Below are 14,155 nucleotides of genomic sequence, written 5' to 3'. Positions count from 1 at the left end.
GACAGATTTATAAAGGAATATTGATCTGGTCTCTTACAATAGAAACCTCTTTAAACATACCGGTAGCTTTCAACCGACGCATCATTGCATCCGCCTCTTCAATGCTCCGGAAATCACCCACACGACAAAGCCAACGGGGTGAAATAAACGAAGTATATACCGACAACTCCGGAAAATACTCTTTGACTCTTGAAGCTACACGATCAGCATCGTTTTTTGCCTGTCGTGTATTATTGCCTGCATACGCCTGTATCCGGAAACCGGAAGTCTTTATCACCTTCTGTTCGCCTGTTGCAGGACGCTCCATGCCAATCAGAGCTTCAATACGGGGATCCTGGTGAATGGTCACCTTTCCCTGCCCCGGCACCGTACGCTCCAAACTCCTGATAATGCCCTGCGCCTGTGCACCGGCACCCACCAAGAGAAGCAATAGGACAAATAAAACAAGTTTTCTCATTTGATAATGAAATAGTTCACCACAGATTACACGGATTAACACAGATTTTCATTGAATGAAGTTAATCTGTGCGAGTCTGTGTAATCCGTGGTGAAAGTTAATTATGCATTGAACGCATCAATGATACCTTTGAAATCAGCAACCTTCAAAGCAGCGCCACCGATCAAACCACCATCAACGTCCGGATTAGCGAACAGTTCTTTTGCATTAGAAGGCTTGCAGCTACCACCATAAAGGATAGAGGTATTGTCAGCGATCTCCTTGCCATACTTGTCAGCAACGATTGAACGGATGAAAGCGTGGATTTCCTGAGCTTGTTCCGGAGTAGCAGTTTTACCTGTACCGATAGCCCAAACCGGTTCGTAAGCCAAGATAGTCTTTGAGAAATCTTCAGCAGACAGAGAGAATACAGAAGCCATCTGTGCAGCTACCACTTCATTCTGCTTGTTAGCTTCGCGTTCTTCCAGAACCTCACCGATACAGAAAATCGGAGTCAGACCGTTAGCCAAAGCCAATTTCACTTTTTCTTCAAGGATAGCAACTGTTTCACCGTAGTAAGCACGACGTTCAGAGTGTCCTAAAATTACATATTTGGCTCCTGTAGAAGCAACCATCTCAGCCGATACTTCACCTGTATATGCACCGGAAGCTTTGTCTGCACAGTTTTCAGCACCTACACCAATCTTAGCAGCGTCTACCAACGGAGTGACAGAAGCCAAGTGGATAAACGGAGTACAGATGATCACATCACAGTTAGGCTTTTCGTTAGCCAATGCTTCGTTCAATTCTTTAGTCAAAGCGATACCCTCTTGAAGGGTTTTGTTCATTTTCCAGTTTCCTGCAACAATGTTCTTTCTCATTTTGTTTTCTTTATTTAAAGGGTTAATAAAACTTTTTTTCGTTCTCTACGGCGAATAACCAGCACATCCACGCCCAGCACAAGCAACAACGGGATAACAAACCACAGGAAAACATATCCCACTGTGTGAAAATCACTTTCCAACTTTTGTTGTCCCAATGGCAAATTCTCCAGTTTATCGGTCAACACGTATTCGTCCGGAATATCCTCGTCACTCCACTTATTCAGAATAGTCCCGTTCTTAATCAGCATTAATCCCGGATTGGAACGCACCATCGTCTTCAGAGTTATATCATCCATCTGACAGAAAGGATACTCTGCACCGGTCTTGTCTTTCCATAATTCGATTTGTTCTTCGGGTGAGGAAGTCAGGCAATAAAATCTGTAACCATGTTCCACCGAATAATCATATATTTCATTAATCAAATCAATATTACTGTCATCCGCTTCCTCAATCCGGTGGGCAACCAACAGGAATGTATATCCCATATCGGTCAGGACATCTTCCGTAATATCATCTCCTGTATTCAAATCCATTATGGAAAAATCATGGATGGGCGGTTCATAGCCTTTTTCCTTAAGTACAGTACGTGTATCGACAAATGTCCAAGTACTGTCCGGATAGTTATCCAGCGTAAATTCTTTCTTTTCGCCATTCTTTTCCAGCACAAAGATACTTTCATATACACTCGGTTTCGCTCCATCGGGAATCGTCATCCCTTCCGATATATTCTTCCCAATCTTATACGGTCGGAAGTCTAAGACAGGCAAACGGTCCAAGCAATAAAATGACAAAGTAAACACAAAAAACAGTGTATATAATGAAACCAGCCATTCCATCTTCACGCTAATGAACCGGAACACCATCTTCCTATATCGGAACGTTCCGACAGCCGCAAGCAGGAGCACTACATTTTTGCCAAATGTCTCCCAATTCGTCAAAACCCAAGCATCACCAAAACAACCACAGTCCGAAACCGGATCAAAGAGGGCAAGGTACAGTGTCAGTGGCGTCATAAAAATCATCAGCATTAACGCCAATGAAGAAGCGATCGTCCTCCGCGTTCCGAAAAACAAAGAGATACCAATAAAGAATTCGACGGAAGATAACACGATACCTCCCAATAGCGGGAAAAATGAAGGGAACCAAGAGGCCATTCCGAATGCAGCCAGATAATCCTGTATCTTATACTGGAATCCCAGTGGATCAACTGCCTTTACAAATCCGGAGAATATGAACGAAGCCGCCAGAATAAAGCGACCGGTGTTCGCCACCACTTCCTGAATGATATGTAAGTTCTTATCCTTCAAATTCTATCTTTATCAATCCAAAAACCGAATAATTAATCATGTCCATGTAATTAGCGTCGATTCCTTCGGACACCAATGTGTTACCGGACAGACTTTCAATCTGCTTGGTGCGGTAAATTTTCATCAAAATCAAGTCTGTATACGAACTAACGCGCATACTCCGCCAAGCCTCATCATAATCATGGTTCTTGGCAAGCATCAGTTCCAGTGCCGCTTGGGCATACTTATCATAAAGCGCCATCGCTTCTTCATTGCTGATGTCGGCAGATTCGGCATACCCCAATTCCAGCTGAATCAGTCCGACAATACCGTAATTGACAATCGCAATGAATTCAGAACGGATTCCTTCGTCTACCAAAGTCACTCCTTTAGTTTCAATACTACGTATCCGGTTGGCTTTGATAAAAATCTGATCGGTCACCGAAGCCGGACGCAGGATACGCCACGCAGGACCGTAATCGTGCAGCTTCTTGGAGAATAAGTCACGGCATAAAGCGATGACATGTTCAAATTGTTGCTTGGTATCTTTCATTTTCTTCCAAATAGTGCGCAAAGGTAACAATAATTAAGTAAAAACAGAAAGAGGGCACTCTAAATTATATTAAAGTGCCCTCTTCTAAAGATATTGTATTACTGTTTTATAAGCAAGATATTTATGAACAACGCAAAACTTGTCCGATGCGCAAAGTCGTTGTCGGCTTAATACGGTTTAACTTACAAAGCGTGCTGACCGATACGCCACGCAACTTAGCGATGCGGGACAGGGTATCCCCACTTTTCACTTTATGATAGCGGATAGTGCCATCTGCCACTTGTGTGTCATGAGAACCGGCGCGTTTCACACCTTTCGTCTTCCGGAACGTATAGGTATCGGCTACGATATCCTGTTTCGGGAAGTCGAACATATAAATCGGATTGATTGCAATTCCTAAGAAACGAGTCTCAAAATGAAGATGCGAACCGGTAGAACGTCCCGTATTACCACCCAGACCTATCACTTCACCGGCTTTCACCAATTGATTTTCTTCTACCAACTGCTTGGACAAGTGTCCGTAAACAGTCTCCAAACCATTGTCGTGACGAATAACGACATACTTTCCATAACCTCTACGCTCATATTTCACGATACGTACCTTACCATCAAAGGCAGCCACGATAGTATCGCCGATATTAACCTTCAAGTCAAGACCGTTGTGCATTCTTCTCCAACGGGGACCGAAAGGCGAAGTTATCTTCGTACTCGGAGTCGGCATATGGAATCCGGTCAGGTCGATTGTATAAGTTTCGGGAATAATAGCGTTTCCGTAAGCATGTACATACTGGTTATTCCAGTTAGGATAAAGACTAAGGGCAGGATATTCGGACTGTTCGGCACGGATTTGCTTCTGCAATGCCAAAGAGTCAACAGTTTTCAATTTCTTGTCTATCGGTGCTTGGCGGGCAATCAGGTCTTGAGAGAAAGAGCTCAAACTAACCATAGCCGCTACAGCCACCAATCCGGTTTTAATAATGCAGTTAAAATTCATTCGTTCTTGTCAAATCATTTAATATTCGTCGTTTGCATACAGGTAATCAAAAGTAGCCTGCTTGTAATCGAATATTTCTTCCGGTTTAAAAAATCTCGTTAATTCAACAGCTGCGGTTTCCGGTGAATCGGAAGCATGAACTATATTCTCTTGAAAGCTCATACTGTAATCTCCACGAATGGTTCCCGGAGCAGCCAGACGTCCGTTAGTTGGTCCCGCCAATGTACGGACTGTTTGAATAGCATCCACACCCTCAAAACAACAAACGATGACAGGAGCTGTCATCATGGAATCTTTCACACGTTGAAAGAATGGCTTGCCGCTAAGGTGGGCATAATGTTCGCTTAACAATTCATCTGTCAGTTGCATCATCTTCATACCGGCCAACCGTAATCCTTTACGTTCAAAGCGATGGGTAATCTCACCTATCAATCCCCGTTGAAGGGTACATGGTTTTAAAATGACCAGCGTTTTTTCAAGCATAATACTCGACTTTATAAATTGGTTAAACGATACATTTACTAAAAAATTCCCCCAAAGGTAGCATTTTCTGATGAAACCACAAGGAAGTTATTAACTATTTTTCAGATGGTTAGCCGGTAAGCGGGTTAATAATCATCCCCTAAACTCCTATAAATAGGGAGAATAAGGACTAAATATGTTTTGCAACACATTTACGTAAATAAACTGTATGTTTAACCGTTTTTCAGCTAATGGCAGCCCAGTTAACATTCGTTTTCCGCAATGCTTTCAGTTGTCGCCACAAAATCTCGTTCTCCGGATTCTGCGCTGCAAAGTCATGCTCTACTATTTCTTCGGCAATGGTACGGACATATTGCAGAAGTTGTCCGTCGCGGGCTATATCGGCAATCTTCAGGTCAAAAGCGACACCACTCTGCTGAGTACCTTCCAGATCGCCCGGACCACGAAGTTTTAAATCGGCCTCCGCTATTTCAAAACCATCGTTGGTACGCACCATTATTTCCAGTCGTTTACGAGTATCTTCCGTCAACTTATAATTAGTGACTAAAATACAATAAGACTGTTCCGCTCCACGTCCTACCCGTCCCCTCAACTGGTGCAATTGAGAAAGTCCGAAACGTTCGGCATTTTCAATAATCATTACCGAAGCATTCGGTACGTTTACTCCGACTTCTATCACCGTAGTAGCCACCATTATCTGTGCCTCTCCCGAAACGAAAAGCTGCATCTGCTCGTCTTTTTCAGCCGGTTTCATTTTACCATGCACCTTGCAAACCTTGCATTTGGGGAATTCTTCGAGGATATGTTGATACCCCTCTTCAAGGTTCTTCAAATCGATCTTCTCACTTTCCTTTATCAAAGGATAAACGATATAAACCTGACGTCCCTCATCAATCTGCTTCTGCACCGAACGGTACATGCTCTCCCGACGATTGTCGAACTGATGCACAGTGGTTATCGGCTTTCGTCCGGGAGGCAACTCGTCAATAACGGACACATCCAGATCACCGTATAAAGTCATGGCCAATGTTCGCGGAATGGGGGTCGCTGTCATGACAAGCACATGTGGAGGTTGATTATTCTTACTCCACAGACGGGCACGTTGCGCCACCCCGAAACGATGTTGTTCGTCAATAACCACGAATCCCAAAGATGAGAAATTTACAGTATCTTCGATAACGGCATGCGTTCCTATCAGAATATGCACATCTCCGGTCAGCAGTCCGGAAAGAATAGCCTCCCGCTTTTTTCCTTTAATGGATCCGGTCAACAACTCAACACGGATATCCATGCCGAAAAGCAGTTCTTTTATGGTTTCATAATGCTGATTGGCGAGTATCTCCGTAGGGGCCATCATACATGCCTGATAACCATTATCCAAAGCCAGCAACATACTCATCAAAGCAACCAATGTTTTTCCGCTTCCGACATCCCCTTGCAAAAGGCGGTTCATCTGCCGCCCGCTGCCTACGTCGTTACGTATTTCCTTCAATACCCGTTTCTGAGCACCCGTCAGCTGAAAAGGAAGATTCTTGGCATAGAATGTGTTAAATACATCCCCTACCTTCTCAAAAACATAGCCCCGATATCTTCTCTGCCTGTCTTTGGCATACCGAAGAATATTCAATTGCACATAAAACAGTTCCTCGAATTTGAGACGGTATTGCGCTCTGCGGAGCAAATCGGGGTTGGCAGGGAAATGAATATTCCGAAGCGCTTCCGTCAAGGGCATCAGATGATGTTCCGCCAGCAGTTTGGGCGAAAGAGTCTCGGGCAAAGGCTCCTGTATCTGCTGAATGACAGTAGCCATCATTTTCTCTATTGCATGGGAGTTGAGGAAGCTGCGCTTCATTTTCTCCGTCGTATTGTAATAAGGCTGCAAACCTACGGACGAAAGTTTCAGTTCATCCGATTTGTCTATATCGGGATGCGCTACGTTGATACGTCCGTTGAACACGGTCGGTTTACCGAAAATGATATACTCTTCGTGAAGTTTATATTTACCTAAGATGTACTTTATTCCTTGAAACCACACCAGATCCACTACACCCGTCCCATCCGAAAAATGAGCAGTCAGGCGACGCTGCCGTCCTTCACCGATAGCCTCAAAGCCGAGAATCTCTCCCTTCAATTGGATATACGGCATATTGCCATCTATTTCGTGAATGTAATAGATGCGGCTCCGGTCAACGTATTTATAAGGAAAGTAGTAAATTAAATCGTGCAAAGAGTAGATTCCAAGCTCCTTATTTAATATAGCGGCCCTCTGAGGACCTACACCGGAGATAAACTTTATGTCTCGTGTGACTAAATCGAACATTTACAAAAGCGCACTCCCTATTTTTAAATCGAAAGGGGTCGTTATTTTTATATTCTCACGGTTGCCTTCGGCAAGATATACAGGCACTCCCATTGTTTCTACCACAGAAGCGTCATCTGTAAAGAACGGAGTAAACTCCTGCGTATATGCCCGCTTCAATAGTTCAGTATCGAATACTTGCGGTGTCTGCACCAGTTTATAATCATTGCGACTGACTGTCTCGCTACTATTGCCGGTCAAATGGCGTACGGTTTCCACTACATCGATAACAGGAATTACAGCCTTCCTTGTCTCCGCCAAATCGTAACAGTTACGGATTACGTCGACCGAGACAAACGGACGGACCCCGTCATGAACTCCCACCAATCCGGATTCCCGCACCAACGCCAAACCATTCTTTACCGAATGGAAGCGTGTCTCTCCCCCATCGGCAATGAGGTGTCCTACGTCAAAATGATATTCTTCACAAAGCTGTTTCCAGAAATCCTGTTGTTCTTTGGGAAGCACTAATATAATCTGAAGCGTAGCCTCATACTTCCGGAATGCTTCCAACGTATGCATCAGTACAGGCCTACCACCGATAGGAAGAAATTGTTTCGGAAGCTCACTCCCCATTCGCAACCCCTTCCCACCGGCGACAATAATGACATATTTCTTCATAAACGGCTTAGCGCTTAACACACATCGCTTCCGCCAATTCGTCTACTTTCTCTTTACCAGCCAACAGCTCTACGATAGCTAAAGCAAATTCCATAGCAGCGCCCGGTCCCATACCCGTTATAATATTTCCGTCACGGACAACGTGTTCACCGACACATTCCGCACCTTCCAGATACTGTTCGAATCCGGGATAACAAGTAGCTTTCTTACCTTTCAGCAATCCCAATTTGCCCAATACCATCGGAGCCGCGCAAATGGCAGCGATAGGCTTGCCTTTTTCCGCAAAGCTAAGAATCAGTTTGCGCAATCCTTCGTGCTTATCAAGCGTAGCTGCTCCCGGCATTCCTCCCGGCAACAACAAAAGCTCAGCGTCAAAGAAATCGCAATTTTCAAAGTTGACGTCGCAAAGAAGGGACACATCATGTGCTCCGACTACGATTTCATCCGGTGTAACGGATACGATTTCTACATTCAGTCCGGCACGTCTCAACGTGTCAACAGCAGTTAATGCTTCGATTTCTTCAAAGCCATCTGCAAAAAATGCGTATACAGTTCCCATATATAATAATGTATTAATGTGCCAATATGCTAATGTGCCAATTGGCTGCGCACTGATTGTTAACTATTCTCTATCTCAACTTAAAGTTATACGTAATCGTTCCAATCTGATTCGTCATTCTTTCCACCGCCTCAAAACGGGCTTTCTTTGCCGCATCTTCGGCTGCTTTCCGTAAGAAACGGTTCGGAGTATTCGTATGCGAAAGATTGATACTGGTTGCAATCACCTGTCCGGCAGGATTTACCGTGATATTCACAACAACCCGTCCCTCTTCCTGTACATTATAAACAGGTTTCGGCAGACTGGTGCCTGCACCTAAAGAACGTCCGCCGAGGTCAAATGTTCCCTCGCCTCCTATTCCTATTTTCGCACCGGTAGAAGAATTGCCTTCTTTGCTGCCTTCCGTACCTGTGCCACCGGTTGCCATCCCTTTATTGCCGGTCATTTGCGCTCCCTTACCAAAAGCACCGGCAACTTTCTTCCTTGCGGCTTCTTCGGCAGCCTTACGTTCACGTTCCGCCTTTTCCTCTGCAAGCCGTTTGGCTTCCACAGCTTTCTCAGCTTCGGTCTTTTCCGGTTTCTTCACAGGTTCTTTCGGCTTAACCGTCTCCTTAGGTTTCACCGTCTCCTTTTTAACTTCTTCTGTTTTCGGTTTCACAGCGACCGTTTCCTCCTCAGTCTGCGTCAACAGGTCTTGTTCTGAAGGTAGTTCCGGCTGTGTTTCCGCAGGAGCTGCCGCATCCTCATCCAGCACGTCCACATCTACCAGCGAAGGGTCGTCAAAGCCATGCGCCGATTCCACATTGCCCATCATCACGGGTATTCCACCCGCATCTTCATCCGGCTGCGGAACAGTGAAGCTCACCAGAATCAAAAGAGCAATCACTGCCACGTGCACCAGCAATGCACCCAGCGCTCCTATGTATTCACCCTTTTTTCTTCTGTCCATCATTCTTATCTGTTTTCGGGCGGGCGTGTAGCCAGCACCATCTTAAAATGATTCTCGTTCGCGATGTTCAGCACCCGTACTATTTCACAGTAAGGCACTGATTCATCCGCATATAATGCCACATACATTTCAGGCTCCTTCTCCGCACAGCTCTGCAAAAATGATGTCAAATCATTCAACGCTACGGGTTGCTCCTTCTCATTGCCGAAAGCCGCATAGAAATTCAAGTCCTTATCGATAATGACTCTGGTCAGCGGTTTGGCCGAAGTTTGCTGCTTGCCTTGCGGTAACAGCACTTTAATAGCATTGGGCGACACCACAGTAGAGGTTATCATAAAGAATATCAGCAACAGAAATATGACATCCGTCATGGAAGCCATACTGAAATTGGGCGATACTCTATTTCTTCTTTTTAATCCCACTTTATTAGTGATTAATGGTTAGTGATTAGCTGTCAGCTATAAAGTTACTTTTGGGCAGGCTCGTTCAACAAATCCATGAATTCCATTGTGCGGGATTCCATTTTGTTTACGACACGGTCTACCAACATCACCAGATAGTTATAAGCAAACATGGCAATGATACCGACAATCAGACCTCCGACTGTAGTAATCATCGCTTCATAGATACCACCGGAAAGCAACGTAATATCTATATTCCCGCTACCCGCATTCGCCATCTCGTAGAATGCGCGCACCATGCCGGTCACCGTTCCGAGAAATCCCAGCATTGGAGCGCCGCCGGAGATAGTCGCCATCACGGTAAGCCCTTTTTCCAGCTTCGCAACCTCAATGTTACCTACATTCTCGATAGCTACCTGTACATCATTTATCGGACGTCCCAAACGACTGATACCTTTTTCAATCATACGCGCCGAAGGAGTATTCATCGTACGGCAATAGTTAATAGCCGCTTTGATTTCTCCGCTATGAATATAATCTTTAATCCGCTCCATAAACATAGGATCCTCTTTCCCGGCCTTACGGATCATATAGTTACGTTCAAACAAGATATAGAAACAGACCACAGACAGTACGCCCAGCACAACCATAATCCATCCCCCCTTGATAGCCATATCAAGCATATTCATTTCAGGAGTGCCAACTTCCGTCAGTACGGGGTTGGCGGTAGCCAGCGAGTCGGCCATATTCATAGCCCCTTGAGCTAACAATATCATTGCATTCATCAGCGTAAACAGTTTTTATATTCCTGAATGGTACGTTCCAATCCTAAATACAGCGCGTCACTAATCAAAGCGTGCCCGATAGAAACCTCATCCACCCAAGGAATGTTTTTATAGAAATAGTTTAAATTAACAAGACTCAAATCATGACCGGCATTGAGACCGATGCCCAATTTACGAGCGGTTTTCGCAGCTTCGATAAAAGGGGCGATAGCCGCTTCCGGGTTCTTCGGATAATTCGTAGCATACGGTTCCGTATAAAGCTCCACACGATCGGCACCAGCCTTTGCCGCATATTCCACCATTTCCGAATCGGCGGCAACAAAAACGGATGTACGAATACCCGCACTGTTGAATTGGTCGAGAACTTCCGTCAGAAATCCCAGATTTGCTTTTGTATCCCAGCCTGAATTGGAAGTCAATTGTGAAGGGTCATCGGGAACCAAAGTTACTTGATGCGGCTTTACCTTCAGCACCAGGTCTATAAACTCAGGTGACGGATAACCTTCGATATTAAATTCAGTCCGCAACAAAGGGCGCAAGGCGTATACATCCGAATGGCGAATGTGGCGTTCATCGGGACGGGGATGAACCGTTATGCCGTCTGCTCCAAAAGACTCACAATCAAGGGCTACCTTCACCACATCGGGAACATTTCCTCCCCGTGCGTTTCTCAGCGTAGCTATCTTGTTTATGTTCACACTTAATTTAGTCATAGTTCTACGTAATATTTGCCGCAAAAATACAAATATTATTATTAGTTGCCTAATAATACGAAACGCATTCTCCGTTCTTTTTTGGTTATTTAAAGTAGAAATCCAAGAAAAAATGCCAAATTTGCAACCGAAACCAATGATACAGCTTATGAAATTTGCCATCTTCGGAAATACTTATCAGCCCAAAAAGTCTTTTCATGCCGCCAACCTGTTTCAATTATTGAAGAGGCAGGGAGCTGAAATATGTGTATGCAGAGAGTTCTACCAGTTCTTGATTTCAGAACAAATGGAAATCGAAGCCGATCAATTACTGGATGGCGATGATTTTACAGCCGATATGGTAATCAGTATCGGAGGTGACGGAACTTTTCTGAAAGCCGCCCGCCGTGTAGGCAGGAAAGGGATTCCGATTCTTGGCATTAATACGGGACGTTTAGGATTCCTTGCCGACATCTCTCCCGAAGAAATGGAAGAGACATTCAATGAAATTCATGCCGGACGATACAGTGTGGAGGAAAGAAGCGTGCTGCAATTGATTTGTGACGACACACATTTACAGGAATGCCCGTATGCCTTGAACGAGATAGCAGTATTAAAGCGGGACAGTTCCTCCATGATCAGTATCCGCACGGCTATTAACGGCGCTTTTCTAAATACATATCAGGCTGACGGACTGGTGATTGCCACTCCGACCGGATCGACCGCATACTCATTGAGCGTGGGCGGGCCTATCATTGTGCCCCACTCCAACACTATCGCCATCACTCCCGTAGCTCCACATAGCCTCAATGTCCGTCCCATCGTTATCCGCGACGATTGGGAAATCACACTAGATGTAGAAAGCCGTAGCCACAACTTCCTCGTCGCCATCGACGGTCGGAGCGAAACCTGCAAAGAGACTACGCAACTTACTATCCGTCGGGCTGACTACAGCGTAAAAGTGGTAAAAAGGTTCAATCATGTTTTTTTCGATACACTCCGTACCAAGATGATGTGGGGAGCGGATGGCAGACGATAAGCACTTATAATTCTTCTCTCCCCCTAATAATCCATTTTAATCACACTTATATTCGCCCAAATAACAAATTAAAGAATATCCCTAATTGCTAATTAAGGATATTCTTTACTGCTTCAAATATTTTTTATGAAGATCTATAAAACAAAAGTAATTACCAACAATCTGTCCTAAAAGGAGCAACCGGCAATCCTGTTTTATCATATAAATTGCAATCTGGATTATCAGCCCAACCATAACGCACAGCTACCGGATTGGAGACGTCCGGCGACCAAACCAACAATTCATCCCCTTTTATCTCCACCTTTGCCGGATAGAACACATGATCTGCACCTGCAATTGTAAATCCAGTCAGAAGATCCGAGGGTTGGAATCCTTTGGTATTGCCTTTGAACATCAAACGGACTATGCCTTTCTCGACAACATAATCCTTATAAGACATGATATCCGTTACTTTCCCTTTGCCATACGTCTTCTGTAAAGCAAGCAAGGACAGACGGCGTCCCACTTCCTGTTTGTTTTTGGGATGAATGTCGTTAGCGTCACCAATATCAATGGCTACTGCCATTCCTGTATTACATAAATGTAATGCTTTACTTTGTGCTTCTCGCAAAGCAGCCCATTCTGAATCCGGCTGTATCTCCTTACGTTCCAAATAACTAGCTAGCTGGACGAAGTAAAAAGGCATCTCCGAGTTTTGCCATTTATCGCGCCAGTCTTGAATCAACGACTGAAACAAGTCTGTATATTCAGCAGCACGTCCCACATTGGCTTCTCCCTGATACCAAATAACTCCCTTCACAGGAAAATGTATCAACGGATTCACCATTGCATTGTAAATTGCAGCCGGATAACTGGCATTATCAACTGGTGACAGCGGAACACGCGGAACCTCTTTCATAGAAACCCCGATCTTATATCTCCATTCTCCAGCCAACGGAATCTTATCCTCTTCACTGCAAGAGATCCACAAATCCTCCGGTTTCCCATGAATTCCACCTTCTCCCCCAAAGTCTGAAACACGGACTGTAATGACCGCCTGCCCCGCTTTCACCCATTCAGCGGGGACAGTATATTCACGTGGTGAGTTGTATCCATACCCACGAGCTATCTCAACCCCATTAAAATAGGTGACATCTTCGTCATCAATCATGCCCAGTCTCAATTTTAACTGTTTTCCACTCCAGTCTGTCGGTATGTCAATGGTCTTGCGAAACCATACAATGCCGTCAAAATTACCCATTCCTTTGTTTTCCCAATATCCGGGCAGAGCCATGGTATCCCAATTCTCGTCCGGATAGCCAGATAGTGTCCAAAGACTCCGGTCACCCGAATATCCTCTGTCGGCGTCATTCAAATTTTGTTGCCATTCTTTTCTATCCTCGTCATATTTCTTCCTCAACAGATCTGCATTAAATTTTAGCGCTTGAGCATTTTCCACCTCTTTACTAAATCCTAAGATCTTTTTCATCGCATCATAACTTGCCCATCCTTCCACAGGGGTTCCACCCCACGTGCAATCAATCACTCCAATCGGCACGCCCAACTCTCTCCATAGGTTACGTGCAAAGAAATAACCGACTGCCGAGAAGTTCGGAATCATTGTGGGAGAGCATTCCTTCCAACCTCCCATAGTAGAAACCAAATTCTTTCTAGGAGTCAATGAGGTCTCTTTTTTAACTTGAAACAACCGGATATACGGATAATCGGCTTCTGCTATTTCCTTCTCATAATTCATAACCTTACCCCAGCCTGCAAGTGGCATTTCCATATTAGACTGCCCGGAACAAAGCCAAACCTCACCGATTAGTACATTATGCAAAAAACACTCCTCACCATCGGATAGAACTATATCATAGGGACCACCAGCCTTGGGAGTCTCCACTTCTATACTCCATTCACCGCCTATGCCAATATCTGCCTTATGCACTTTTTTATCCCACCCCACTCTTAGTTCAACGAAACCTTTTCCAGAAGATTGTCCGCTAATAAGAACTTTAGTCTGTTGCTGCAACACCATGTTGTCCGCAAAATAACCAGGTAAAGTAATCTTCGCATACCCACCTATATGGGCAATACACAGTAGTAGTAATAGTATAAATCTCTTTTTCATCTTA

The 14,155-nt window shown here is 44.6% G+C and carries 15 protein-coding genes; 1 reads left to right on the top strand and 14 read right to left on the bottom strand.

Going from position 1 to position 14,155, the window contains the following annotated elements; translation table 11 throughout:
• Positions 1–7 precede the first annotated feature (7 nt).
• The 13 genes from ACNOGP_RS07720 to ACNOGP_RS07660 form a co-directional block, all read right to left on the bottom strand.
• Positions 8–457 carry an SPOR domain-containing protein gene (locus ACNOGP_RS07720; RefSeq protein WP_007749378.1) on the bottom strand — a complete coding sequence of 150 codons (450 nt, stop codon included), beginning with the start codon at positions 455–457 and terminating at the stop codon, positions 8–10.
• Positions 458–558: 101 nt separating this feature from the next.
• Positions 559–1,317, bottom strand: coding sequence for a triose-phosphate isomerase (gene tpiA / locus ACNOGP_RS07715; RefSeq protein ID WP_418214470.1), 759 nt, complete (start codon positions 1,315–1,317; stop codon positions 559–561).
• A gap of 14 nt (positions 1,318–1,331) precedes the next feature.
• Entirely contained in the window at positions 1,332–2,627 is a 1,296-nt protein-coding gene (locus tag ACNOGP_RS07710) for a BT_3928 family protein (protein WP_418214469.1), read from the bottom strand.
• Positions 2,617–3,159, bottom strand: a complete 543-nt coding sequence (locus ACNOGP_RS07705; protein WP_022275726.1) for a DUF1599 domain-containing protein — start codon at positions 3,157–3,159, stop codon at positions 2,617–2,619. Before ACNOGP_RS07705 ends, ACNOGP_RS07710 begins: the two co-directional genes overlap by 11 nt.
• A gap of 121 nt (positions 3,160–3,280) precedes the next feature.
• Entirely contained in the window at positions 3,281–4,153 is an 873-nt protein-coding gene (locus tag ACNOGP_RS07700) for a peptidoglycan DD-metalloendopeptidase family protein (protein WP_186966669.1), read from the bottom strand.
• Between the two features lie 18 nt (positions 4,154–4,171).
• Positions 4,172–4,636: a nucleoside-diphosphate kinase gene (gene ndk, locus ACNOGP_RS07695; protein WP_022275728.1), complete on the bottom strand. Its 465-nt coding sequence runs from the start codon at positions 4,634–4,636 to the stop codon at positions 4,172–4,174.
• A gap of 223 nt (positions 4,637–4,859) precedes the next feature.
• The gene (gene recG, locus ACNOGP_RS07690) at positions 4,860–6,956 is read right to left on the bottom strand and encodes an ATP-dependent DNA helicase RecG (RefSeq protein WP_007764381.1); all 2,097 of its coding nucleotides are present in this window, start codon (positions 6,954–6,956) and stop codon (positions 4,860–4,862) included.
• Complete coding sequence (locus tag ACNOGP_RS07685) at positions 6,957–7,616, bottom strand: 2-C-methyl-D-erythritol 4-phosphate cytidylyltransferase (protein ID WP_418214468.1); 660 nt, start codon at positions 7,614–7,616, stop codon at positions 6,957–6,959.
• A gap of 7 nt (positions 7,617–7,623) precedes the next feature.
• A complete protein-coding gene (locus ACNOGP_RS07680) occupies positions 7,624–8,175 on the bottom strand; it encodes a DJ-1 family glyoxalase III (RefSeq protein WP_007749390.1) in 552 nt (183 codons plus the stop codon).
• Between the two features lie 70 nt (positions 8,176–8,245).
• Entirely contained in the window at positions 8,246–9,124 is an 879-nt protein-coding gene (locus ACNOGP_RS07675; RefSeq protein WP_418214748.1) for a cell envelope integrity protein TolA, read from the bottom strand.
• 5 nt (positions 9,125–9,129) lie between these two features.
• Positions 9,130–9,546: an ExbD/TolR family protein gene (locus tag ACNOGP_RS07670; RefSeq protein ID WP_418214467.1), complete on the bottom strand. Its 417-nt coding sequence runs from the start codon at positions 9,544–9,546 to the stop codon at positions 9,130–9,132.
• A gap of 44 nt (positions 9,547–9,590) precedes the next feature.
• Positions 9,591–10,310 carry a MotA/TolQ/ExbB proton channel family protein gene (locus ACNOGP_RS07665; protein WP_007749402.1) on the bottom strand — a complete coding sequence of 240 codons (720 nt, stop codon included), beginning with the start codon at positions 10,308–10,310 and terminating at the stop codon, positions 9,591–9,593.
• Positions 10,310–11,023 (bottom strand): pyridoxine 5'-phosphate synthase, encoded by a 714-nt coding sequence (locus ACNOGP_RS07660; RefSeq protein ID WP_418214466.1) that lies wholly within the window; start codon positions 11,021–11,023, stop codon positions 10,310–10,312. Before ACNOGP_RS07660 ends, ACNOGP_RS07665 begins: the two co-directional genes overlap by 1 nt.
• A 148-nt stretch (positions 11,024–11,171) precedes the next feature.
• Here ACNOGP_RS07660 and ACNOGP_RS07655 point away from each other — a divergent pair, with 148 nt between their 5' ends.
• Positions 11,172–12,041, top strand: coding sequence for an NAD kinase (locus ACNOGP_RS07655; protein WP_418214465.1), 870 nt, complete (start codon positions 11,172–11,174; stop codon positions 12,039–12,041).
• A gap of 151 nt (positions 12,042–12,192) precedes the next feature.
• Here ACNOGP_RS07655 and ACNOGP_RS07650 read toward each other — a convergent pair whose 3' ends face one another.
• Positions 12,193–14,151: a sialate O-acetylesterase gene (locus ACNOGP_RS07650; protein ID WP_418214464.1), complete on the bottom strand. Its 1,959-nt coding sequence runs from the start codon at positions 14,149–14,151 to the stop codon at positions 12,193–12,195.
• Positions 14,152–14,155: the final 4 nt, after the last annotated feature.

The organism is Bacteroides difficilis (genome assembly GCF_048319815.1).
GTDB classification, from domain to species: domain Bacteria; phylum Bacteroidota; class Bacteroidia; order Bacteroidales; family Bacteroidaceae; genus Bacteroides; species Bacteroides zhangwenhongii.
The sequence above is the reverse complement of the archived record's forward strand: the minus strand, read 5'-3'. Positions and strand labels throughout refer to the sequence as shown.